Origin of the sequence: Arabiibacter massiliensis, assembly GCF_902386925.1 — a bacterium.
GTDB classification, from domain to species: Bacteria; Actinomycetota; Coriobacteriia; order Coriobacteriales; family Eggerthellaceae; genus Arabiibacter; species Arabiibacter massiliensis.
Genome location: NZ_LR698996.1, coordinates 964,102 through 986,879, shown reverse-complemented (window position 1 = coordinate 986,879; position 22,778 = coordinate 964,102). Strand labels below are relative to the sequence as shown.

Here is a 22,778-nt window from a genome sequence, read left to right as displayed (position 1 = left end):
TACATGACCCGTTCAGTCATCGACCCGATCACCCGTATCGAGGGCCATCTCCGCGTCGAGATGGAGGTCACCAACGGCAAGGTTTCCGACGCCTGGGTGTCCGGCGGCTGCTTCCGCGGCATGGAGATGGTGGTGGAGAACCGCACGCCCGAGGACGCCGCGCAGATCGTGCAGCGTATCTGCGGCGTGTGCCCGGTTTCCCACGCGCACTCCTCGGCCATCGCCGCCGAGAAGGCCTACGGCATCCAGATCTCGAACAACGCGCGCATCATCCGCAACCTCCTCGAGGGCGCGCAGTTCCTGCACAGCCACATCCTGTGGTTCTACAACCTGGCGGCGCTGGACTACGTGAACCCGCTGAATGCGCTCAAGGCCGACGCTGCCGACGCCTACGATCTCGCGCAGGCTGCCGGCACGTCCATGAACAGCGACTTCGCGGCCCTCAAGGACCGCCTGAAGGCGTTCGCCGACAACGGCCAGCTGTCCATCTTCTCGGGCAACTGGTTCGACGCGGAGGAGGGCACGGCCTACCAGCTGCCCCCCGAGCTCGACCTCATCTGCACCGCGCACTACCTTGAGGCGCTCACCATGCAGGCAAAGGCCTCGCAGATCTCCGCCATCCTCGGCGGCAAGATGCCCCACGTCATGACGCTCATCCCGGGCGGCACGGCGTTCGTGCCCACCGATCAGAAGCTCGACGACCTCAAGGGTCTCATCGACGAGATCTACGACTGGGTCGAGGCCACGATGATCCCCGACACCCTGGCCATCGCGCCGTACTACATCGACGCGCTCAACTGGGGCAAGGGCTGCGGCCGCTACGTGGCATGGGGCGTGTTCGAGGGCCCCGGCGACTACGCCGACTACAACGAGCAGATGAAGAACCGCTATCTGCCCATGGGCGTCATCGACGACAAGCTCGAGATCAGCGACGTGCAGGAGAACCTCATCACCGAGTACATGGGCTCGTCCTGGTACGAAGGCGAGGAGACGTTCACGTCCCCGTACTTCACCACGAAGCCCGAGTACACCGAGTACAACGTGGAGGACCGCTACACCTGGGTCAAGTGCCCCGCCTACGACGGCAAGCCCTACGAGGCCGGCGGGCTCTCCCGCGTGCTGGCCGCGTACAAGCGCAACGTGCCGTTCATCGTCGAGCAGGTCAACGGCCTGCTTGAGGCGCTCGGCGCTCCCGGCCAGGTGGGCGTCGCCCAGTCGACGCTCGGCCGCACCGCCGTCCGCCAGATCGAGACGCTCTACATCGCCGGCCTCATGAAGGAGTGGCTGACCGAGCTGATGGAGGCCCTCAAGGGCGGCGACAGCGAGTACTTCCGCAAGCCCGAGACCATCACCGGCGCCGGCACCGGCTTCTGGGAGGCCCCGCGCGGCGCGCTCTACCATTCCGAGAGCGTGAAGGACGGCAAGATCGAGGGCTACCAGATCATCATCCCGACCACCTGGAACCTCGCGCCCAAGAACGCCAACGGCGAGCACGGCCCGATGGAGCAGGCGCTCATCGGCAACCCGGTGGGCGACATCGAGAAGCCCATCAACGCCCTGCGCACGGTGCACAGCTTCGACCCCTGCACGGCGTGCGCGGTGCACATCACCGAGCCGGCGACGGGCAAGAGCTTCGAGACCGTCACGAGCCCCTGGGGGGTGAAGTAACATGGCGCATCTGGCACACTATCGCGAGGCCCATCCGCTGCCGTTCATCATCACGCACTGGGTGAACCTCATCGCAATGCTGCTGCTCATCATCACGGGCTTCAGCATCCACTTCCCGTTCTGGGGCGGCTTCATGGGCATCGCCCGCGGGGTGCACGTGTTCTGCGGCTTCGTGCTGTTCATCAACTGCATCGCCCGCGTGGCCATGGCCTTCTTCGTGAAGTCGTCGCCCACCGGCGGCACCCGCTCGCAGGTCATGGACTACAAGACGTGGCTGCCGCAGGCTGACAACCGCCACCAGGGCGCCCAGTGGATCAAGTACTATCTGTTCCTGAAGAAGGACCATCCGCTGTCCGCCAAGCTGGGCGTGCCCCAGAAGATCAGCTACCTCGCCATCCCGATCCTCATCATCGTGATGTTCTACACGGGCCTGTGCCTGTGGAACCCCACGATGAACGTGGGCTTCTTCGCGGCGGGCACCGATCTGGTGGGCGGGCTCATGTCGATGCGCATCATCCACTACTTCATGATGTACGTCTTCATCTGCTTCATGTTCATCCACATCTACCTGGCGAACATCGAGGGCATCTCCCCGACGCTGCTCATGTTCTTCCGCAAGGAGCACGGCGGCCTGGTCTACGATCCCGAGAAGCACGCGATCGTGGGCGAGGACGACCTCAAGCACTAACCGCTCGAATCTGCGAAGGGCCCCGGGGATTCCGGGGCCCTTCCTCATTCTATGAAGGCGACGAAGGCGTCGGCCAGCTGCCGGTTGTAGCTTCCCTCTCGCAGCGATCCTGCGATGGCCAGCATCTGCTTGTCGTCTCCTTCCGCTCGCGGAGCCTTCCCCGCCTGCGCGGGGTCCTCGTCTATAATGGCAGAGAAACGCACGCAGAGCGAAAAGGACGGCGAACTGTGGCTGAATTGACCGACGAGCAGATAGCCCTCGAGGAGGAGTTCCTCGAGGGCATTCCCCGCATCAACATCGGGGCCCTCCTCATACCGCCCATCTGGGGGCCCGCGCACGGGTTCTGGGCCTCCATCCTGTTCTACCCCGTGTGGCTGTTCGCCGACAACATCTTCTACGCCGCGATCATGGAGCGCACGGCGCTCGCCATCGTGCTGGGCCTCGTGGTGCTCGTCACGCTTATCGGGGGCACGGTGGCGTTCTCGCTCATCGGGCAGCCCTTCGCGGCGCACCGGGCCGCCGGCTTCGGCCGCGACAAGGAGGAGTACCTGCGCCGCGAGCGCATCTGGGCCGTCGTCGGCGTCGTCGTGGCGCTGGCGGTGGTGGCCGCCGCGACGTACTACAACCTGGCCATCCGACCGACGGCGGGGGCCTAGCCGTGGCCGCCGAGGGCGCGGCGCGCTCCATCGCGGTGTTCTGCGTGGGCAACAAGCTCATGCTGGACGACGGGGTGGGGCCGGCCGCCTACGAGGAGCTGTGCGCGCGCTACGAGATGCCCGAGAACGTGCAGCTGTTCGACCTGGGCTGCTTGAGCCTCGACATGATCGAGCGCGTGCGCGAATTCGACGTCATCGTCACGGTGGACGCGGTGGACGGCACCGGCGAGGAGCCGGGCACGGTGCTCCGCTTCGCGCCCGACGCCATGGCGCGCCACTCGGGGGCCACCGCGTCGCTGCACGACCTCAAGCTGGTGGACCTGTTCGACGCCGCGACGCTTCTGGGCTACGAGGCCGAGGGGCTGTGCCTGGGCATGCAGGTGGAGAACGCCTCGCCCGCCGTGGCCACCATCGGGCTCACGCCGAAGGTGCACGACGCGCTGCCGCTGCTGGTGGACACGGTGGCCGGCGAGCTCGCCCGTCTCGGCTGCCCCCCGAAGCGCCGCGACGCGTGAGGTGCGTCATCAGTGACAATATCCCCCTGTCACGTCCCCCTGTCACGCCCTCTCCCACGATTCCGTTAGGGATTTACCCTTCGGTTCGGGGGCGGGCTCCCTGGCTTTTCAACGGCGACGTTGCGGATCGGCCATGCTCCGGTACAATGCTTTATCGGCTTCGCGGGATGAGATACGATGCTGTCCGCTGTTTCTGCCGATGTTCACCATATGAGGAGGCGCTTGGGATACCGTGTCGAACCGAAGCGGAGAATTCGAGTACGTTCGAGAGCTGCCCGTCCCCCTCATCGTGGTCGAGGCGGTTCTCGACGAGGCGGGGGAGCCCGTCGACCTCGTGTACGAGCGCGTCAACGAGATGGCTGCGGACATCGAGGGCGCGCCCGCCGACGCTTTGGAGGGGCGCTCGTTCTTCGACGTCCACCCCGGCGCGCGGCGCGACTTGATCGGCATCCTGGCCGAGACGGCCCTCACGGGTGCCAAGCAGCATTTCTCTCTCTGCGATCCGACGACGGAGCGCTTCTTCTCCATCAGCACCTACCGGCCCGCCGCGGGCCGCTGCGCCTGCCTGACCCAGGACGTCACCGAGCAGGCGCGGCTCGAGAGGGCGATCAAGGAGGAGTACAGCCGCCTCGAGCGCCAGGCCACGCGCGACCCGCTCACGGGGCTTCTGCACGTGGCGCAGGGCCGCCGCCTTGTGGAGGAGGCGCTCGCGCAGCCGCCGCGCTGGCCCGGCGCGAAGGGCGTGCTGTTCATGTTCGACGTGGACGACTTCAAGAAGGTGAACGACGAGCACGGCCATCACTGCGGCGACATGGTGCTCAAGGAGTTCGCCGAGCTGCTCGAACGGTCGTTCCGCCGCAGCGACATCGTGTTCCGGGCGGGCGGCGACGAGTTCTCCGCGTTCATCGCCGACGTGCCGTGCGCGTGCGTGGCCACCCGCATCTGCGACGACGTGATCGCGGGCGTGGAGCAGCTGTCGCGGCGCTGCGTGGAGGTGAGCGTGAGCGTGGGCGTGGCGTTCGGCTCGACGGAGCGCTCGCTGGAGGAGTTCTACTGCGCGGCCGACCGAGCGCTCTACGGCATCAAGCGCACCGGCAAGAGCTCGTACCGCATCTGCGACCTGGACGATCCCGCTTCCTGCGACGTGCTCGGCCCGTCGTTCAAGCGCGCGAGCCTGCCGGCGTGCTCGGCGGCGCCGTCCCCGGTGGAGTCGGTGGAGGGGCCCGTCAAGACGCCTGCGGCGTGAGGAACAGCTCCTCGAAGCGCTTCGCCGGCACGGGCCTGGACACGATGAAGCCCTGGATGCAGTCGGCGCCGATGGAGCGCACCGCGTCGAGCTCGGTGGCCTGCTCGACCCCCTCGACGGTCACCTCGATGCCCACGCTATGGCAGAGCTCTATCACCGCGTCGATGAACGAACGGTTGAAGTCCTCCTCGTGGATGTTGCGGATGAACAGCCGGTCGATCTTCACGATGTCGGCGGGCGACTGCGACAGCAGGCCGAGCGAGGAGTACCCCGTGCCGAAGTCGTCCATGGCGATGCGCACGCCGAGGCCGCGCAGCTCCCCGAACGTCGAGCGCAGCGCCTCCATGTCCGTGACGAAGTAGCTCTCGGTCATCTCGAGCACGATGCTGCGCGGATCCGTCCCGTAGCGCTCGAGCAGCTCGCGCACCAGCGGCACGAATCCCTCGTCGAGCAGCTGCAGATACGAGATGTTCACGTTGACGATGAACCCCGGGCGCCGTGCGGACCACGCGGCGCATTGGCGCACCGCCTCTTCGAGCACCCAGGCGCCCACCTGCCCGATGAGCCCGTAGGACTCGAGGATGGGGATGAACTCCACGGGCGAGATGCTGCCGCGCTCGGGCGACTCCCATCGCAGGAGCGCCTCGGCGCCGGCCAGCTCGAGGGTGCGCGCGTCCACGAGGGGCTGGTAGTGCAGGGAGAAATGCTCCATGCCGTCCACCACCGACAGCTGCATGAGGTCGCTGATCTCGAGCCGCCGGCGCTTCTCGTGCGTCATGGCCGACGAGAAGAACGCGAACGTGTTCTTGCCGCGGTGCTTGCTCTCCTCCAGCGCGCTCTCGGCGTTCTTCAGCAGGTCCTGGCCCGTGCGCCCGTCCTCGCCGATCATCGCGATGCCTGCGGAGGCGGTGCAGAAGTACGGGGTGCCGTCGATGGCGTGGGGGCGGTTGGACACCATGTGCAGCGACCGGTAGGCATCCTCCATCGCCCGGCGGCCCGCGCCGTCGACGACCGCCGCGAACACGTCGCCGTCGAGGCGGAACATCGAGGCGTCGTCGGGCAGCACGCGCTGCGCGGTCTGGGCGAACTGCCTGAGCACGCCGTCGCCGAACGCGTGGTCGTTGAGCGAGTTGATGCGCGAGAAGTCGTCGAGGCCGAGCACCATGACGCCGCCGCTGCCTCCGTGGGCGATGAGCCGGTCGATGAGCTTGAGGCACTCGTCGTGCGTGAACAGACCCGTGATGGGGTCGATCCTGCCCTTGCGCTCGAGGTTGGTGACGACGCCGGCGAACACCGTGGGCTCGCCGTGCGCGTCGCGCTTCAGCAGGCCGCGGCACAGGATCCAGATGCGCTCGCCCTTGGCGTTGAGGATCTGGTACTCGATGTCGTGGACGTCCGTCTTGCCGGAGAGCATGTCCTCGATGCTCTCGTCGAAGCGCTTGCGGTCGCGCTCGACGATGCGCTCGCGCCACGCGGGGATGAGCCCGAGGATGAGGCTGTCGTCGAAGCCGAAGTCCTCGCGCATGTTGTCCGAGAGCAGCGCGAGGTCGCGCCGCATGTCGATGACGTAGAGGTAGTCCTCGGTGCTGAATGCGACGGCATCGTAGAACAGGCGCGCGTCGAGCTCGAAGAAGTCGAGTGCCTCGTTGGTTTTCAAGCTCGGTCTCCGTTTCGTGATTGAGCTATTCGTTGAGGGTCATTGTAAACGCAAATGGCCGCCCGGGGAATACCGAATGCGGATCGAATGCGTATCGGCAGGTCGCATGCGCGGGCGTGGCAGGCGGGTGACGGCGCGCCCCCGGTTGGCCCACAAGCCGCGTGCGAGGCCCGGCCGCGCGGCGCGGATGCGGTAGCGTGTGCCCTCGAAAGCACGGCGCCGTGCAGGTCGCGGCGCGCATCCCCGAAGGAGCCCTGCCATGAGAATCGAGACCATCAGCGCGTACGAGACGTCGGCCGAGGGGTTCTTCGACTGCCTCGAGCAGTGGAAGACCGACCTCGTCTTGGATACGAGGCTCAAGAACACGAACCAGCTGGCCGGGTTCACGAAGCGCGACGATCTGGCCTTCTTCGTCGAGAAGGTCGCGCACGCGCGCTACGCGCACGACAAGCTGTTCGCCCCCGCGCCCACCATGCTCGAGCGCTACCTGCACGGCAACCTCGGCTGGGACGCGTACGCCGACGCCTACCGCGAGGACCTGCGCGAGCGCGAGGCGGTGCCGCAGTTCTTCGACCGCTACGGCGAGTACGCCTCCGTGGCCCTCGTGGGCACGGCCACGCGCTCCCGCCGCTCCCACGTGGAGGTGCTCAAGCAGATGCTCGAGGAGTTCCTGGCGCAGTAGGAGGGCGTTATGTCGTATGTTGTCGTCCTGAGCGGAGCGAACGGAGCGAGCATCTCCCCTTGTCATCCTGAGCGGAGGCGGCGAAGCCGCCGGAGTCGAAGGATCCCGCGCGGCGCCAGCAGTGACGCTTACGGCTGGCGCCGCATGGGATCCTTCGACTCCGCTCACTTCGTTCGCTCCGCTCAGGATGACAACCTAGGCCTTGCAAAACTAGCGAACGCTAGTATAATGGCTAGCGATCGCTAGTTTTTAGGAGGAGCGCATGGGGGATACGAGGGAGCGCATCGTCGCGGCTGCGTTCGAGCTGTTCGCGGAGCGGGGCTACCATGCGGTGTCGGTGCGCGACATCGCGGCGGCGGTGGGCGTGAAGGACGCGTCGCTGTACAACCATTTTCCCGGCAAGCAGGGCATCTTCGACGCGGTGCTGGCCGAGCAGCTCGAGCGCACGCGTGCGGCGTTCGCGGACGAGGGCGTGATGTTCGAGCCGACCGAGGATCCCTCGGGTTACGCCGGCGACATCGAGGAGGTGGAGCGGAGGGTGCTCGCGGGATTCCGCCGATTCTTCGAGGACGAGGACCTGGTGCGTCTGCATCGGCTGCTCGCCATGAGCCGGTTCGCCGACGAGCGGGCGGCCGCGGCGTACCGCTTCGTGTTCATCGAGCGTCCCCAGGCCATCCAACGCGCGGTGTTCGAGCGCCTCATGGCGCGCGGGCTCTTCAAGCTCGACGACGCGGCGGCGCTCGCCCGCATGTTCTACGGCCCGGTGTTCCTTCTGCTCGAGACGGGGATTCCGTGGGGCGAGGCCGAGCCGCTCATCGCCGACCATCTGCGGCGGTTCTACGCCGCGCATTCGATCGAAGGGGGACTGTCATGACGAAGGCCGTCGTGGTGTACGCGTCGCAGACGGGGTTCACGAAGCGCTATGCGAAGTGGATCGCGGAGGAGCTGGGCTGCGAGGCGGTGCCGGTGGAGCGGGCGGACGCGGGCAAGCACGACGTCGTCGTGTTCGGCGGCTGGTTCCACGCGGGCGGACTCGTGGGCAAGAAGTGGCTCGCCCGCGCCCGCGCCGAGCATCCCGAGACGCGCTTCGTCGCGTTCGCGGTGGGCGCGACGCCGCCGGAGTGGGCCGATATGGTGGACGAGGCGATGGCGCGGGAGCTCCCCTCGCCGGAGTTCGACGGCGTGGAGCGCTTCTACCTGCGCGGCGGGTTCGCCTACGAGCGCCTGAGCCTGCCGAACAAGCTGGCCATGAAGCTGTTCTTCAAGATGCAGGAGAAGCAGGCGGCCGACGACCCGCGCGCGGCCGAGATGCTCTCCGGCATGCGCGGCGGCTTCGACGCCACCGACCGCGCCGCCATAGAGCCGGTGGTCGCCGCCGCGCGCGGCTAGCGGCGGCGGGCCTCGGCCTTCTTCACGCGTTCCACCAGGAAGTCCTTCACCTCGTCGCGCGGGATGTCGAGCGCGACCGACAGCTCGTCGCACAGAAGGCCCCCGGCCAGGTCGAAGTACTTCTTGTCGGTGGCGGTGATCTGGCGGCCCGCGTCGGCGCGCCGCACGGTGCGCGCGTGCACGGACTTCATGATGGGGATGAGGTCCTCGGGCGCGAAAGTCTTCAAGTGCTTGTCGTACTCCTCCTTGATGCGGCGCTCGAGCAGCGTGGGCGTGGAGGCGGTCGGCTTGAGCGCGGACTCATCGATGCCGTCGGCGTCGGCGATGGAGTCGACGAGCGCGAGCGCCTCGCGCCTGCCCATGACGGGGCGCAGCGTGGGCGGCTCGGCCTCGTCCACGGCCACGAACAGCTTGAGCGCGTTCTCGAACAGGGCGTGCAGCTCGAAGTAGTCGCGGCCCTCGAAGTAGCCTTCGCGCACGGCGGCCACTTCGCAGACGTGGTGGCGGTATACGACGGTGTCTCCCGGTGAGAGCATGGTTCCTCCGATGGTCGGTGGGTATGCGGGGTGTTGTTCCGTCGCGTCGGAAAAGGACGTCGCAGATCAGCGGTTCAATTATAGCAGATTCGAGCCGGCGCCGGCGCGTCCCATCCGCAAGCGCCCCTTTTGTCATCCTGAGCGAGCGAAGCGAGTCGAAGGATCCCATGCGGCGTTAGCTGGAAGGCTTCCAGTTGGCACCGCACGGGATCCTTCGACTCCGCGGCTGCGCCGCTCCGCTCAGGATGACAAAAGGGGCGGCGCGCTGGGCGCGGCTAGTCGTCTTCGGGCAGGCGGCGGTCGGCGATGCCGCTCTTGCCGCAGAGGATGGCGTAGCGCTCGCGGATGATCTTGCGGTACGACGCGTTCCGCTCGTTCAGCCTGTAGGCCAGATCGTAGGTGTCGAGCGTCTGGCGCACGAGCTCCTGGTTGCCGAAGCCGCGGGCGTGGTTGCGCTCCTCCTCCTCGTGGATCGATCCGTCGAGGGCGAGCGCCTCGCGCAGGAGGAAGTAGCCGGTGTTGACCTTCTCCTTCTCGCCGGCGGCGTTCTTGATGCCCCGGCGCGCGATCTCCATGATCTTGGCGTAGTCGTTCACGCCGTAGAGGATGGTGTCGAGGTAGGTGAGGCAGCACTGGGCCGCGGGAATCATGCACGCCGTGCCGTCGTTGGCCTCGTGCTCCTGGTAGATGGCGCTTTCCAGCACGTCGCGCGCCTCGTCGATGCGGTTGTCGGCGATGAGGATCTCGGCCTCCTGGTTGTAGAGCCGCTCCTCGAGCGGCGACTGCATCCGGCATTCCCGGATGATCTCGAGGCCCCGCCCCAGCGCCTCGGAGCGCTCCTCGGGGCGGCACACGTCGGCGTAGCTCACGTAGAACTCGCTCGCCCAGATGGCGAGGTACCAGTCCCAATAGCGCCGCGGGATGCTCTTGGCGGTCTCGACAACGCGCTCGCCGAGCTCCCATTCGCCGCATTTGCCGGCCGATTGGAGGACGTCGCCGAGGAGGTCGATGTTGTAGGGGGCGGCCTCGAGCGCCTTGCGGGCCAGCTTGAGCGCGTAGAGGTAGTCGTCCGCGTTCAGGAAGTGCGTGATGAAGTTGTGCCACTGGTCCGCGGTGCCCGACGCCTCGCCGTGCTCGAGCAGCCAGTCAGCCACCGCGCGCGCGTAGGCGCCGCCGCGCAGCGTGCCCCGCGGGCCGGCGACGGCCTGGTTCGCCTCGACGACGGTGGCGAAGTCCATCTCGCCCTCTTCGTCGTCCTCGGCTTGGGCGCCGCCGAGCAGGGCGCCGCGCAGCGCCTCCAGGAAGTCCTCATCCTCGATGGTCGTCTCGTCGTCCATGCGCGTTCCTTTCTCGATCGGTGTCCGGTTCCACTATGCCCTCGCTGGGCGCGCGCGTCAACGTCTGCGCGCCAGGGGCTGCTCGGCCGCTTGCGCGAGGAGGCGCGGGTTGTCGAAGCCGATAAGGCTTCCCATCAGCAGGAAGGCCAGGCCCCGGCCCGCGCCGCCGTCCGCGCAGCGGAGGAAGGCGCTGCGGGAGAGGCGGATGTCTTCCGGGCGCGCCGCATCGCGCCCGAGCGCCTCGAGCAGCCCGTCCGCGCGCTCGAAGAAGGCCGGTCCGTCGGCCGCCGCCATGAAGGCCTCGCAGCGCCGGGCCATGGCGCTGAAGCGCAGGCCCTGGTCGCAGACGAAGTATTCGTAGGCGGCGCACGAGAGGGCGGCGTCGGGCGCGCGGTCTGCGAGCGCAGCCGGTGCGCAGCCGAAGGCCTCCTCCGATGCGGCGGCGAATCCCGGCGGGAACAGGCGCTCGACAAACGCGGCGTCGTCTGAGGGGCGCGCGGGCACGAGCGGGCCGCCGCTCCCGTCGCCGTCGCCGAAGACGAGCTCCTTCACGAGGCGAAGCGGAGCGCTCGGCCGCTCGTGCGCGACGGGGGAGGGCCGCTGGCCGCCGAGCGCGCCCATGCCCGCCGTCTTCGGCGCGCGGCCGGCGCGGTTGTCGTACTCGAAGCTGCAGTACAGGGCGTTCTTGACGGCGTTCCACCAGCCGTCCGCCTTCGCGTCCCACTGCTCGAGGGAGGTGGCGGCCTTCTCCTCGAACACGGCGTCGATGGCCTTGATGCGCACGCCCGCCTCGTCGAGGTAGCGCTTCGTGAGCTCGGCGGGATCGAGCGCGTTCTGGTAGCCGAGGGCGATGGCGTCGAGCGCGTCGAGGTACGTCTCCTTCGAGAACTTGAGCGGGTAGCCGTTGCGCCGGTCGGGCTTGCGGCCGAGCACCGCCTTGTGGCCGTCCTCGCCGAGCTTCAGCAGCTCGTTGATGCGGGCCCAGCTGTTGTAGCTGGTGCGCGCGCCCAGCTCGTGCAGAAGCCCGATGGACACCTGCGGGTAGACGACGCCGTCCTTCTCGGGCGCGAGGAGGTTTCCGCGGTCGGTGGGCATGTCGTGCCTCCTTGTCGAAGATGACCCGTTCATTATCGCATGTTCCTTCACGATGAGAACCCCACGGGGTTGGCGCGCGGGCCGTCCGCGCCGCAGAGGTCCGGGTCGGCCAGCGCCGCGCGCACGTCGCCCGCCTCGATGGCCGCGCGGCCGTCCCCGTCGCGGACCTGCTTGATGACCGCGCGCTCGAACAGCCGCCGCACGCTGCGCGCGTTGGCGAACCCGGGCAGGCCCCGCAGGGCGCGGCACGCCTCGCGCACCGCTTCCTGCGCCCCGCCGGCCAGGGCGAAGCCGTTCGCGCGGGCGAACGAGGCGAAGATGGCGGCCAGCTCGTCGGTGCCGTAGTCGGGAAACGGGATGCGGAAGCCGATGCGCTCGCGCAGCCCCGCGTTCATCGCGAAGAGCCGCTCCATGTCGGCGGGGTAGCCGGCCAGCACGCACACGAAGCGCTCGCGGCGGCTCTCCAGCAGCTCCACCAGGGCGTTCACGGCCTCGTAGGCGTAGGCGTTGCCGCCGCGGCCGTCTTCGGCCAGCCGGTAGGCCTCGTCGATGAACAGGATGCCGCCGTCGGCTTGCAGCACCTTCTCGCGCACGAGGCGCGGCGTCTCGCCCACGTAGCGCCCGATGAGGTTGGCGGCGTCGGCCTGCACGAACACGCCCGCGCCGCTTGTGACGCCGGTGCGGTCGCAGTAGGCGAGCAGCCGCCGCGCGAGCTCGGTCTTGCCGGTGCCGGGGTTGCCGATGAAGGCCATGTGGCAGCTGCTCAGCACGCGCCGGCCGTGCCGGGATACGGCGTCGGCCACCTCGCGCACCGAGCGCTTCTGCGCCTCCATGCCCACGAGGCCGTCGAAGGGGTCGCCGTCGGCGGCGCCGGAGGCCGGAGGCGGGGCGAAGTCGGCCGCCTCGGCGAACTCGCCGTCGGGCTTCATGGAGGCGAGGCGCGTGCACGCCTTGAGAAGGGGCGCCGTGCGCACGCTCGGCGCGGCCGCGCGATAGGACACGTCGCAGCCCTCGAACAGCTCCTTGATCATGAGCACCGAGCGCTTCGTTCCGGACTCCTTGAGCACGAGCCGGCTCTCGGGCTCCTTCACGATGAAGGGCAGGCACGCCGCGCCGTCCTTGAGGCGGGGCTTTCCGATGTCGATCATCACGTCGTTTGCGCGCAGGAAGTTCACCGTGGCGGCGACGCCCTCCAGGTCGGGCGAGGCGTCGGGGCAGCGGATGACCCCCTCGAAGAACGTGCCGATGGCGCTGCGGGCGTCCATGGGCGGCCTCCTCTCCTACTCCGTCGGCCCGAGCCAACGCTCGATCAGGCCCTTCATTCCCGAATGCCCGCCTACGGCCTCATCGTCGGGCTCGGTGTCGGCGTCGTCGTCGAAGCATGCCTTCGCCAGCGCGACGTGCTCCTCGTCGAGGAAGGCCGCGGCGCGCGCGAGGGCGCGCTCGATCTCGGCCCCTTCGCCGGACGCGAGGTTCATGCGCAGCGACACCTCGCCGTCGGCGGGGTCCACCGTGAGCAGCCCCCATTCCGCGCGGCTCTCACGGGCGCGCTCGAGGCACGTGTCGAGGAAGGCGTCGAGCCGCCCGTCGGGCACGCGCACGGGCGGGTAGAGCGCAAGGTGGGGCTGGGGCGAGCGCTGGAGCATGACGCCCACGCGGGCGTGGCGCGTGTCGAGGTAGCCCCAGGCGCGGGCATCGCCGCCCGGCTCGAGCGAGGACGTCTTGAACGAGACGCGCGCGGGCGCGGCGTTGTCCGATGCGGAAGCGGTCATGGTTCTCTCCTTTGGCGGTCGGGGAACGGGGGCGGGGGCGTCACGCGGCGGCGACGTCGAGGGCGGACTTGCCGCCGAAGGCGACGGCGTTGAACTTCGGCGTGAACCCGCGCACGGTGCTCAGGGCGAGCGCGAAGCAGAGGCTGAGCCCTCCCTCCTCGTCGCGCTCCTTGAGCAGGCGGGCGAGGGCGTCGAGCGGGCCGCCCTCCCCGGACTCGGGATGGGCCGCCCGGTCGGTTCCGTACTCCTCCGCGACGAGCTTCGCATCCAGGTCGAACGCGAAGACGACGGCGCCGTCGCGCGAGTCGTCGACGGGCTCGAATCCGCTCAGGCGGAAGCTGCCGTTCTCGAGCATGATGAGCTTGTTCGCCTCGGCGCGGCGGTCTGCGGGGATGCGGATGCCGGTGTCGATGGCAACGCGCACGAGGTCGCCTTCGCGGACGGCCTCGATCTCGGCGTAGCGGCAGCCGAAGGCGCAGGGCATGCCGGACCACGTGCCGTCCTCGCAGGCGAACAGGCTCACGTGGCGCTCGAAGGCGTCCTGGATGGCGGCGTCCGCGGCAAGGCGGTCGTCGACGGGTTCGAGCGGCGCGGGGGCTCCGGGGGAGGGGCCGTCGAGGGCGTCGATGATCTCGTCGAAGGGGTCGGGGGGGGGGGGAGGGCTCCGCTCGCTCAGGCGTCTTTCGCGAGGTTCACCTGGCACGTCATCTGGGAGGGGTTGCAGGCCAGCGTGAAGCCGCGCGGTCCGGGCGCGCACCCCGCGAGCTCGCGGGCGGCCTCGGATCCCATGCGCGCGAGGAAGGCCTCGTCGGCGCCTTCGAGAAAGGGAAGCTGGAACACGAGGGTCCGCTCCCCGCGCAGCCCGGCCTCGCGGGCCATGCGCAGAAGCGCGCTCCTCGTGCCGGCGAAGCGCCCGACGCTCTCGTAATAGCCCCAGGCGCGCGGGCAGGGCGGGAGGCTTCCCGCGCCGAAGCGGTGGTCGCGGGCGATCTCGGCGTCTCCGAGGCAGAGGTAGTCGCGGCGCGGGACCGTCGTGGAGAGCGCGGCGTCGAAGGTGGCGTCCACGTGGAACCATCCCGGCGCGCCGTCGCGCCCCTCGATCATGACGAGGTTCCACGCATGGGGCTCCCAGCCGGCGCCCCTCGCGGGATCGCGGGACGCGCCGATGGCCACGAGGCAGGGGATGCCGCAGCGTCCGCACAGAAGCTCGAAGGCCTTCGCCGCGCCCTCGCACACGCCCGCGCCGTGGAGCAGCGGCCCCGCCGCCTCGTGGGCGAGCCCACCGGGCAGCTCGCCGTAGGAGAAGCGGCCGATCAGCCAGTCGTGCAGCATGAGCACGGCGTCCATGCCGCGCGCGCCTCGCGCCCGGCGCACGATCCCGTCCGTCGCGCCTTCCAGGGCCCGGCGCAGGGCGCGGGCGCTAGCCATTGAGGAGTCCCGCGAGAATGGCGAGCAAAAACGCGCCCATCAGGATGCCCGAGAGCGCCTCCATCACGAAGCCCACGAGCGCAAACAGAAGCGCGAGCGCGAGGGCTGCGACGACGATGCCGCAGACGGCCGCCGCCGCGGCGAGCAGGCCGCTCGCCCATGAGTCCGAGCGCGCCGCCCGGCCGGCGTAGGCCCACGACCCCGCCGCGCCCGCGCCGACGGCCGCCATCTGCATCCACGGCTCCCACGAGCCGAGCAGCGCGGCGAAGAGCAGGCACGGCAACGGCGTGAGCAGCACGAGGCCCGTGCCAACAGCCGCCCCGACCAGTACGGAGAGCGCCGTGAAGCCGCGCCGCGATAGGCGCCGCGAGGAGAACGCGCGGGCGGCGGGGAGCGCCGCGCAGGCGGCTGCGGAGGCGGGAAGCGCCGGGGCCGGCGGGGCTGGAAGCGGCGAGGGCGCGCGCAGAAGCCCGCTTCTCGCAAGCGCCCGCCCGGCGCGCTCGTCGGCCTCGCAGTAGGGGCATGCGTCCAGATGGGCGCCGTACCAGTGCGCCTCGTTGCGCCCGCACTGCCGCACGCCGGCCCGGTAGCGCGCGAGCGCGCGGCTCCATTCGGCGGCCGACGGGCGCGCATCCGGATCCGCGTGCCCGGCCACGAACGCGCGCTCGAAGAGCTCTCGCAGGTAGGAGGGCAGCAAGGCCACGTCGGGAGCGAAGGGCGGCAGCTTCGCGCCCGGCACGCGCGCGAAGAAGGGCGTCTCGCCGCGCTCGACGCGCTTGTCCACGGGCAGCACCGCCGGCAGCGACCCGTTCGCCTTGGGCAGCGGCACGCAATGGTAGGGGTGCGCCCCGTTGAACAGCATGCGGAACACGTGCACGGCCAGCGCCCAGTCGTCGGTCCTCTGGGTGAACGTGGGCTTCGCGCACGCCTCGAAGGACGCTGAGCCGCGCATGTTGCGCAGCACCTCGGGCGCCGCGTAGCCGGGCATGCACACCGTGCAGGGGAAGGTGCGGCCGCCGACCGTCGCGTGGAACGAGTCGACGTCCACGAGCGCCGCGCGGCAGCCGGGCAGCACCGGCACGTTGTTGTCGTTGTAGTCGCCGATCACCTGGCCGGCCCGGTGGGCGGCGTCGGTGAGGTCGGCCACGGCCTGCGCGACGCCCAGCTTGTCGCGCATGCTGAAGTTGGCGTCGGGCGCGGGCGGGTACTCGTAGAGCGCGTCGATGGCGATAGGGGTGGGCACCTCGGGCATCGTGAAGCCGACGAAGCGCCCCGAGCCGTCGTCGGCGTAGAGCGCCTCGAGCGGCCAGGCGACGGTCCCGGGATCGAACCGCCGCACGACGCCGTCGCCGATCGACGCCATGGCCTCGATCTTCTCGCGGCGCTTGGCGGCGTCGGCCGGGTCGAGGTAGAGCTTCGCCACCTCGCCGGGGCGGCCCGCGATGCGGTGGATGGAGCCTTCGCCGCCCTTGCCCAGCGGGGGCTCCTCCAGCCTGAGCAGGGCTCCTGTGCGGGTGCGCGCCTTCATGACGCCCTCGCCTTCCCGAGGCCGATGCGGCGAAGCGCGCGATCGACCAGGCGATCGAGTCCGAGCGGCGCGGCCGGCGCCGGGGGAGCGGGCTCTCCGTAGACGAGGGCGCGCGCCCGTTCGTGGACGGCCTCCCAGTCGGGGCCGTCGTAGTAGGCGGGCGGCTGCTCGGCGGGCGGGCGCCCGTCGTCGAAGGCGACCACGGCCGTCTTGTCATCGTCGAGCAGCTCTGCAGGGAAGGCGGCCAGGTAGGCCTCCGCGTCGGCGCGCAGGGCCTCGAGCGCTTCCGCGCCCGCGCCCTCGCACACGGGGTGCAGGAACCCCCGCGCGAGCCGCGCGTCCACGGGATCGAGCCCCTGCTTGGCCAGGATGGGCGGGGCGACGATGCCCTCGAGCACGCCGTCGGTGCACAGCAGGACGACCGCCGCGTCCCCGCAGCGGTCGAACTCCCAGCGCTCGGCAAAGCACAGCGGGTACACGCGTCCCTCGTCGTCGCGCTGCATGCGCGTGAGCGCCTCGTAGGAGCCGTCCGCGTGCGCGACGACAAGGCCCGAGTCGCCCGACTGCCCGAACGCGACGCGGCTTCCGTCGAATACGGCCAGGCAGAGCGTGCAGTCCATCTCGCCCGGCGGCTCGCCCGTGCGCGCCGCCTCGTCGAGCACCGCGTCGTAAGCGGCGCCGAAGGCCGCGCGCAGAAGCGCCTCCTCGTCGTCGGGCCCCGCGCAGGCGGCGAGGCCGGAGGCGACGTGGGCGACGGCCGCGTCGGCGGCCACGCGGGCGCCTCGGTCGGAGTGCGACTCGCTGCCCAGTCCGTCGGCGACGGCGGCGATCACGTCGCCGCCCGCCTCCGCGACGGCAAAGGCATCCTGGCAGGGGGTTTCATTCTCGATGTGGGACGGGCCGGGCAGGCTTACGGCGTAATGGCGCAGCATGGCGGATCCTCCTCTCGGGCGCGGCGGGCGCTAGCGGTTGAGGAACTCGTCGAGGTTGACGGCCTTCGTGTTGCTGGCGGGCGTGTTGATGGGGGTGCTCACCGGCGGCAGCTTCGCGCCCGGCGCGCTCAGGCTCGCGGCCTTCACGCTGTTGCCGGCGAAGTCGAAGAAGTCGGTGAAGTCGTAGCTGCCGCTGTCCACCTCGAACACGGCGCATCCCGATCCGGCCGTGAGCTGGGCGGCGGTGGCGCGGTCGTAGTCGCCGAAGCCGAGGAAGAACACCTTGAGCTTGCCGTCGCGCTCGCGGCGCGCCACGTAGTCGGCGGCCGCGTCGACGTTGCCTTTCACGGTGTCCATGCCGTCGGTCATGACGATGAGGTAGGGCTTCTTCTCCACGATGCCGGCTTCGGCGTAGCGCCGGCTGTGCTCGCGGATCATCTCGGCCGCCTTCATCACGGCGCCGTCGAGGTCGGTGCAGCCGCCCTGCGCGAATTCGAAGGAGCGCATGTCGGCGATGGGCAGCCAGTCCTGCTCCACCTTCACCTGGTCGGCGAACGAGACGACGCACACATCCACGCATTTGGCGGCCTTCTCGTCCTGGCAGACGATGCCCTTGAAGCGGTTGAGGTTGGCCACGACGTTGCGCATGGCCTCGGGCGGCAGCGAGCTGGACACGTCCACCGCGATGGCGACGGACATGCGCTCGCGGTTCATGGCCTCGACGGCGGGCATCTCGAAGCGCGACGGGCGCTCGACGGGGGCTTCGTGCTTCTTGAACAGGCTCATGGTGGCTCCTTTCGGCTGGGTGGCGGCCGTTTGCCGCTGGAACCATGGAACCACGCGCCCCTGCGCCCGCGGAAGGGCGCGCCCGGGGCGGCTGTGGGGCGGCGCGCGCCGGAGGCGGCTGGAAATGCAAGGTCGTCGAGTTATGCACCCTTGCGCGTGCCTCGAAGTGCGATTCTCGCTTCAGGAAACGCGCCGTCGACGACGAAAGCCCAGGTCGCGATTATCGTGTCTTTCGAGCGAGCGCGAAAAGAGGGTGCAAAACTCGACGACCTTGCATTTTCCGACTGGTTTCGAGAACGCAAGGGTGCAAAACTCGAGGACTTTGCAGGAGCCGGCGTGCGACGGAGGGCGGCGTCGCGGTCAGACGAACTCGATGCTGTCCAGGAACGCCTGGAAGGACGGGGAGTAGAGCAGCGTGCCCACCTTCCCGCCGAGCGCGTCGTCGAAGATGCCCGACACGCAGAGCATCTTTCCGTCGCCGTACGGGACGAAGATGTTCAAGCCGTACTCGACGCCCTCGGGGGTGGCGGGGCGGAAGCAGTACCCCTCGAGGCCTCCGACGGTAAGGGGGTAGGACTGCCTCCTGACCGCGTCATAGAAGGTGACCTCCTTCTCCCGGTCGTCGCTGAGCTGCTCCTCGAGCTCGCGCAGCAGCCGTCCGAGCCTGCGGCCTTTGTAGCCGCTGTCGGAAGAGCCGAGCGTCGCGTCGAGCGGGATGAGCTTCGCGTGGTCGTAGTCGAGCGTGACGGACACGCCTTCGAACTCGGTTTCCAGGAATAGCATCTCGATGGGATCTGAGCTGCCGGAGGTATCCGGGGTAGCCATCATGCCGCTCCACGCCGGCGGGACCGTCACCGTCACGCCGGCGTGGGAATACGTCTGGCCGCCGGCGACCGGGACATCGGGCGGCGGGCCGAGCTGGACGTCGGTTTCGGGCAAGAGGCGTTGGAAGGCGAGGACGAGGCACGCCACGAGGACGACCGCGACGACGATCATGACCCTGTCGACGACGAATGGCTTCTTCATGCCCGCACCTTGATCCCGCGCCTACGCGAACAGCTCTGCGGCCTGGGCCATGCGCTCGGCCACGGGCACGCCGAAGGGGCAGCGGGACTCGCAGTCGGCGCAGGCGATGCAGTCCTCGGCGCGGGCGTCGAGGGCCTCGTAGTGGGCGCGCACGCTGGCGGGCACGTCGCCTTCCCGCAGGGCGGCCAGGTCGTAGAGCTTGTTCACCATGGCGATGTCGATGCCCGACGGGCACGGCGCGCAGTGGCCGCAGTAGGTGCACTGGCCGAAGTAGGCGTGGCTCGGCGCGCCGGCCAGCACGCTCGCGTAGTCGCGCGCCGCCTCGTCGGCGTTCTCGTAGGCCACGGCATCGGCCACGTGGGCGGGCGAGTCGAAGCCGACCATGACGCTGGCCACGGCGGGGCGGGTGAGCGCGTAGTGGAGGCACTGCACGGGCGTGAGCGCCACGCCGAAGGGCGACGCCTCGGCGCTGAGCAGCCGTCCGCCCGCGTAGCCCTTCATCACGGTGAGCCCCACGCCCTCGCGCTCGCAGAGCGCGTAGAGCTCGGCGCGCGCCGGATCCATGCCGACCAGCGCGTCGTCATAGTCGAACGTGAACGCGTCGTCCAAGCTGGTGGTGGCGGGCAAGAGGTCGAAGGCCGGGTTCACGCTGAACATGATGGCCTCGATCTGGCCCGAGAGCGCCGCGAGCTTCGCCACGTCGGGGCGGTGGGTGGAAAGCCCCACGTGCCGGATGGTGCCGGCGGCCTTGAGCTTCTGCACGTAGGCGAGGAAGGGGCCGTCCATGATGGCGCGGAACTCGTCGGCGTCGTCCACGTAGTGGATCATGCCCAGCTCCACGTGGTCGGTGCCCAGGCGCGCGAGCAGGTCCTCGAACGCAGGGCGCACGAGGCCCATGTCGCGCGTGCGCACGTACTGGCCGTCCTGCCAGGTGGAGCCGATGTGGCCCTGGATGATCCAGTGATCGCGATCGCCCGCGATGGCCGCGCCCAGGCTGCTGCGCACCTCCGGGTTCGCCATCCAGCAGTCGAGGATGTTGATGCCGGCCGCAGCGCACGCGTCCGCGACGGCCTTCACCTCCGCGGCCGGCTTCTTCTCCATCCACTCGGCCCCGAAGCCGATCTCGCTCACCTCAAGGCCCGTGCGGCCCAGCTCCCGATAGCGCATGCGCGCCCCTCTTTCCTCGCAGGTTTCAACGTCTGCGACCATTGAACCACATGGAGCGTACTCCAAGTCAAGGAAAACGGAAGCGCGCTCACAGCAGTGCCGCCGCCTCTACGCCTTCCCGCAGGTGGGGCAGAGGTCGCAGATGAAGCATGTCCCGCACTTCGGGTTGCGGGCGATGCAGGTCTCGCGGCCGAAGAGCACCCACTGGTGGTTGATGGGCCCCCACCACTGCCGCGGGTAGAGCTTGAGCAGCGCCGTCTCGGTCTTCGCCGGCGTGTCGGCCGAGGGGCCCGCGAACTTCAGCCGGTGCGCGATGCGGAAGACGTGCGTGTCCACCGCGATGCCCTCCACGATGCCGAACGCCTCGTTCAGCACCACGTTCGCCGTCTTGCGGCCCACGCCCGGCAGCTTCTGCAGCTCGTCGATGTCGCGCGGGATCTCGCCTGCGTAGTCGGCCACCACCATCTGCGCGCACTTGATGACGTTCGCCGCCTTCGTGTGGTAGAAACCGATGGTGCGGATGATGTCCTCCACGTCGCGCACGTCAGCGGAGGCGAGGTCGGCCACGGTGGGGTAGCGCTCCCAGAGCGCGGGCGTCACCTTGTTCACGCCCTTGTCGGTGGTCTGCGCACTCAGCAGTACGGCGATGGTCAGGCGAAACGGGTCGCCCCAGTAGTGCAGCGCGCACTCGGCGGCGGGGTAGTGCTCGTTCATGCGGCGCGCCACCTCCAGCGCGCGCTCGCGCTTCGCGGTCATAGTCTCGCGCGGCATGGGGCCTCCTTCAGTCCAGATTCGTTCGGTGCAGATCGTCGATGAGCCGCGCGACGCCGCGCTCGCGCATCTTCTCGTCGAAGCGCTGCTGGCAGTCGGCCAGGGTCTGCTCGAGGTAGGTGGGATCGCCGGTGGTCTGCGCGACCTCGAGCCATGCCTTGTACGGCTTCTCGAACTCCTCGTCCACCACGATGAGGTCGATGCCTGATTCGATGCACTGCTTGAGCATGAGGAACCGCCCGATGCGGCCGTTGCCGTTCTGGAACGGGTGCAGATGCTCGAAGCGCGAGTGGAAGGCGACTATGTCTTGAAACGTCATGGCCCTCGGATCGTAGGCCTCCAAAAGCTCCGGCATCGCCGTGGGGATGTCAGAGGGCAGGGCGAGCTGCACGGACGAGCCGCTTATTCGGTTCGCGATCTGCTTGAAATGGCCGGAGAAGCCGTTCGCCTCCTCCGTGGTGCCCCTGAAGAGCATCTCGTTCATGGCGAAGAGCAGGTCCCGGTCGATCGGCTCGCCCAGCGTGTCGACGGTGTAGTCGAACACCTCCACGGAGTTCTTCGTCTCCATGACGTCGTCGAGCGTGTGGCTACCCTCGACCACGCCGTGTTCCACCAGCTTGACCAGCTCGTCCTCGCTGAACGTCGAGCCTTCCAGCTTGTTGGAGTGGAAGAGGAATTCCAGCAAGATGCCGTTGTAAGCGGAGTTCGGCGTGATCTTGAGCACCTTGAACTCGGAGGCGCTGATCTTCATGGAAGACTCCCTTGATGTGCGGCGGCGGTGCGGCTTTCCGAAGGATTATACCACGAGGCTTCGGGGTACCGGGCCCGGTGCCTCGCCGGGGTTTCACGAGGTTTCGGCCTCGTACTCGCGCATGACGAGGATGCGGGCGCGCTGCGCATGCACGCCGCGCTCGGCCATGAGGGCCGTAAGCTCTTCGGCGCTTGGGTACGCGCCCGCGCCGGCTATCTGGACCGTGGCGGCGTTATCGCCCATCTTCACGCTGATGGCCTCGTAGCCGGTGCCGTCGAGCCACGTGCGCACGGCCGCCTTCACGCTCTGCTCGTCGGCTGCGTTTCGGGCCAGCTCGTTGCTGGACGCCATGAGCGGCGCCGCTAGAAGCAGCGTGCCTGCGATGGCGGTGGCGTACCAGATGCGCCGCACGCGCGCTCCCGCCTCCGACGTGCGGCGACGTCCGAATCCCATGAGGAAGAACGCTGCGTTGCCCGCCAGTTGGATGGCCGCGAAGTTCACCAGGAACAGCAAAAGGGCCCCGCTCGCAGCGGTAAGGTCGCCCGCGAAGAGCGCCGCTCCCACCACGCACAGGGGCGGCACGATGGACACCGCCACCGCCACGCCCGGCACGGCCTCGGCAATGTCGTCGCGCGCCATGGCGAGCGCGCCCACGAACCCCGAGGCCACGGCAACCACGAGATCCACCACGCGCGGAGCGGTGCGCGCTTCCACCTCGGGGTTTCCCGCGAGCGTCACGCCCGTGGGCACGAGGGCGGCCACCACGTAGGCGGTGCTGATCACCGCGAGCGCGCCGGCGAGCGCCACGGCCAGGGTCTTCGCCGCCTTCTTCGGGCGGCCCGTCACGATGGCGAACGACGTGCCCACGATGGGCGCCATCAGCGGCGCGATGAGCATGGCTCCGATGACGATGGCTGTGGACTCGGCTGCGATGCCGCCCGTGGCGATGACGGCCGACAGCACGATGCAGATGAAGAACGACGAGTAGCGCTTCACGGGGTCGTCCGTGGCCACGAACATGCTCTGCTCTTTCACGGCCACGATGGCCTCGTCGATGCTTCCGCCGGCCAGTATGCGCGCGATGCGGTTCATTGACGCTCCTTTCGGCGTCCGATGATAGCGCGCCTGCGGGCGGTGCTGGGCGTTTC

The 22,778-nt window shown here is 69.2% G+C and carries 24 protein-coding genes; 8 read left to right on the top strand and 16 right to left on the bottom strand.

Going from position 1 to position 22,778, the window contains the following annotated elements; translation table 11 throughout:
- The first annotated feature begins 3 nt into the window (after positions 1-3).
- The 5 genes from FX134_RS04315 (at position 4) to FX134_RS04295 (ending at position 4,773) form a co-directional block, all read left to right on the top strand.
- Positions 4-1,668, top strand: coding sequence for a nickel-dependent hydrogenase large subunit (locus FX134_RS04315; RefSeq protein ID WP_080798105.1), 1,665 nt, complete (start codon positions 4-6; stop codon positions 1,666-1,668).
- A gap of 1 nt (position 1,669) precedes the next feature.
- Positions 1,670-2,356, top strand: coding sequence for a cytochrome b/b6 domain-containing protein (locus FX134_RS04310; RefSeq protein ID WP_080798101.1), 687 nt, complete (start codon positions 1,670-1,672; stop codon positions 2,354-2,356).
- A gap of 227 nt (positions 2,357-2,583) precedes the next feature.
- Entirely contained in the window at positions 2,584-3,012 is a 429-nt protein-coding gene (locus FX134_RS04305) for a viscotoxin-A3 (protein WP_080798097.1), read from the top strand.
- Positions 3,013-3,014: 2 nt separating this feature from the next.
- Positions 3,015-3,527 (top strand): hydrogenase maturation protease, encoded by a 513-nt coding sequence (locus FX134_RS04300; protein WP_232050836.1) that lies wholly within the window; start codon positions 3,015-3,017, stop codon positions 3,525-3,527.
- Between the two features lie 232 nt (positions 3,528-3,759).
- On the top strand, positions 3,760-4,773 hold the full coding sequence (locus tag FX134_RS04295) for a sensor domain-containing diguanylate cyclase (RefSeq protein ID WP_080798093.1): 1,014 nt from the start codon (positions 3,760-3,762) through the stop codon (positions 4,771-4,773).
- Here the strand turns inward: FX134_RS04295 and FX134_RS04290 are convergent.
- Complete coding sequence (locus tag FX134_RS04290; RefSeq protein WP_080798090.1) at positions 4,754-6,430, bottom strand: putative bifunctional diguanylate cyclase/phosphodiesterase; 1,677 nt, start codon at positions 6,428-6,430, stop codon at positions 4,754-4,756. The genes FX134_RS04295 and FX134_RS04290 overlap by 20 nt on opposite strands.
- A 259-nt stretch (positions 6,431-6,689) precedes the next feature.
- Between FX134_RS04290 and FX134_RS04285 the strand changes: the two genes are divergently transcribed.
- The 3 genes from FX134_RS04285 to FX134_RS04275 all read left to right on the top strand — a co-directional run bounded on the left by FX134_RS04285 (position 6,690) and on the right by FX134_RS04275 (position 8,501).
- On the top strand, positions 6,690-7,112 hold the full coding sequence (locus tag FX134_RS04285; protein ID WP_080798087.1) for a DUF488 family protein, N3 subclade: 423 nt from the start codon (positions 6,690-6,692) through the stop codon (positions 7,110-7,112).
- A gap of 262 nt (positions 7,113-7,374) precedes the next feature.
- Positions 7,375-7,986 (top strand): TetR/AcrR family transcriptional regulator, encoded by a 612-nt coding sequence (locus FX134_RS04280; protein ID WP_080798083.1) that lies wholly within the window; start codon positions 7,375-7,377, stop codon positions 7,984-7,986.
- Complete coding sequence (locus tag FX134_RS04275; RefSeq protein ID WP_080798080.1) at positions 7,983-8,501, top strand: flavodoxin domain-containing protein; 519 nt, start codon at positions 7,983-7,985, stop codon at positions 8,499-8,501. The genes FX134_RS04280 and FX134_RS04275 overlap by 4 nt, the downstream gene beginning before the upstream one ends.
- Here the strand turns inward: FX134_RS04275 and FX134_RS04270 are convergent.
- From FX134_RS04270 to FX134_RS04200, 15 genes are all read right to left on the bottom strand, one after another.
- Positions 8,498-9,037, bottom strand: a complete 540-nt coding sequence (locus FX134_RS04270; protein WP_080798077.1) for a CarD family transcriptional regulator — start codon at positions 9,035-9,037, stop codon at positions 8,498-8,500. The genes FX134_RS04275 and FX134_RS04270 overlap by 4 nt on opposite strands.
- A gap of 275 nt (positions 9,038-9,312) precedes the next feature.
- Positions 9,313-10,374, bottom strand: coding sequence for a hypothetical protein (locus FX134_RS04265; RefSeq protein ID WP_080798072.1), 1,062 nt, complete (start codon positions 10,372-10,374; stop codon positions 9,313-9,315).
- 57 nt (positions 10,375-10,431) lie between these two features.
- Positions 10,432-11,469, bottom strand: coding sequence for a hypothetical protein (locus tag FX134_RS04260; protein ID WP_080798070.1), 1,038 nt, complete (start codon positions 11,467-11,469; stop codon positions 10,432-10,434).
- A 47-nt stretch (positions 11,470-11,516) separates the two neighbouring features.
- On the bottom strand, positions 11,517-12,734 hold the full coding sequence (locus tag FX134_RS04255) for an AAA family ATPase (RefSeq protein WP_080798068.1): 1,218 nt from the start codon (positions 12,732-12,734) through the stop codon (positions 11,517-11,519).
- Between the two features lie 15 nt (positions 12,735-12,749).
- Positions 12,750-13,241, bottom strand: coding sequence for a hypothetical protein (locus FX134_RS04250; protein WP_080798066.1), 492 nt, complete (start codon positions 13,239-13,241; stop codon positions 12,750-12,752).
- 40 nt (positions 13,242-13,281) lie between these two features.
- On the bottom strand, positions 13,282-13,944 hold the full coding sequence (locus FX134_RS04245) for a hypothetical protein (RefSeq protein WP_080798063.1): 663 nt from the start codon (positions 13,942-13,944) through the stop codon (positions 13,282-13,284).
- Complete coding sequence (locus FX134_RS04240; protein ID WP_080798061.1) at positions 13,914-14,669, bottom strand: transglutaminase domain-containing protein; 756 nt, start codon at positions 14,667-14,669, stop codon at positions 13,914-13,916. The genes FX134_RS04245 and FX134_RS04240 overlap by 31 nt, the downstream gene beginning before the upstream one ends.
- Positions 14,662-16,197, bottom strand: a complete 1,536-nt coding sequence (locus FX134_RS04235) for a hypothetical protein (protein ID WP_080798058.1) — start codon at positions 16,195-16,197, stop codon at positions 14,662-14,664. Before FX134_RS04235 ends, FX134_RS04240 begins: the two co-directional genes overlap by 8 nt.
- Positions 16,194-17,129 (bottom strand): protein phosphatase 2C domain-containing protein, encoded by a 936-nt coding sequence (locus tag FX134_RS04230; RefSeq protein WP_080798053.1) that lies wholly within the window; start codon positions 17,127-17,129, stop codon positions 16,194-16,196. Before FX134_RS04230 ends, FX134_RS04235 begins: the two co-directional genes overlap by 4 nt.
- Before the next feature lie 30 nt (positions 17,130-17,159).
- Positions 17,160-17,915, bottom strand: a complete 756-nt coding sequence (locus FX134_RS04225; RefSeq protein ID WP_080798051.1) for a vWA domain-containing protein — start codon at positions 17,913-17,915, stop codon at positions 17,160-17,162.
- A 360-nt stretch (positions 17,916-18,275) separates the two neighbouring features.
- Complete coding sequence (locus FX134_RS04220; RefSeq protein WP_080798049.1) at positions 18,276-18,941, bottom strand: hypothetical protein; 666 nt, start codon at positions 18,939-18,941, stop codon at positions 18,276-18,278.
- A 21-nt stretch (positions 18,942-18,962) separates the two neighbouring features.
- Entirely contained in the window at positions 18,963-20,108 is a 1,146-nt protein-coding gene (locus FX134_RS04215; protein ID WP_080798046.1) for an aldo/keto reductase, read from the bottom strand.
- Positions 20,109-20,216: 108 nt separating this feature from the next.
- On the bottom strand, positions 20,217-20,879 hold the full coding sequence (gene nth / locus FX134_RS04210) for an endonuclease III (protein WP_080798044.1): 663 nt from the start codon (positions 20,877-20,879) through the stop codon (positions 20,217-20,219).
- Positions 20,880-20,889: 10 nt separating this feature from the next.
- On the bottom strand, positions 20,890-21,630 hold the full coding sequence (locus FX134_RS04205; protein WP_080798041.1) for a Fic family protein: 741 nt from the start codon (positions 21,628-21,630) through the stop codon (positions 20,890-20,892).
- A gap of 93 nt (positions 21,631-21,723) precedes the next feature.
- Positions 21,724-22,722 carry a TIGR00341 family protein gene (locus tag FX134_RS04200; protein WP_080798039.1) on the bottom strand — a complete coding sequence of 333 codons (999 nt, stop codon included), beginning with the start codon at positions 22,720-22,722 and terminating at the stop codon, positions 21,724-21,726.
- Positions 22,723-22,778 lie beyond the last annotated feature (56 nt).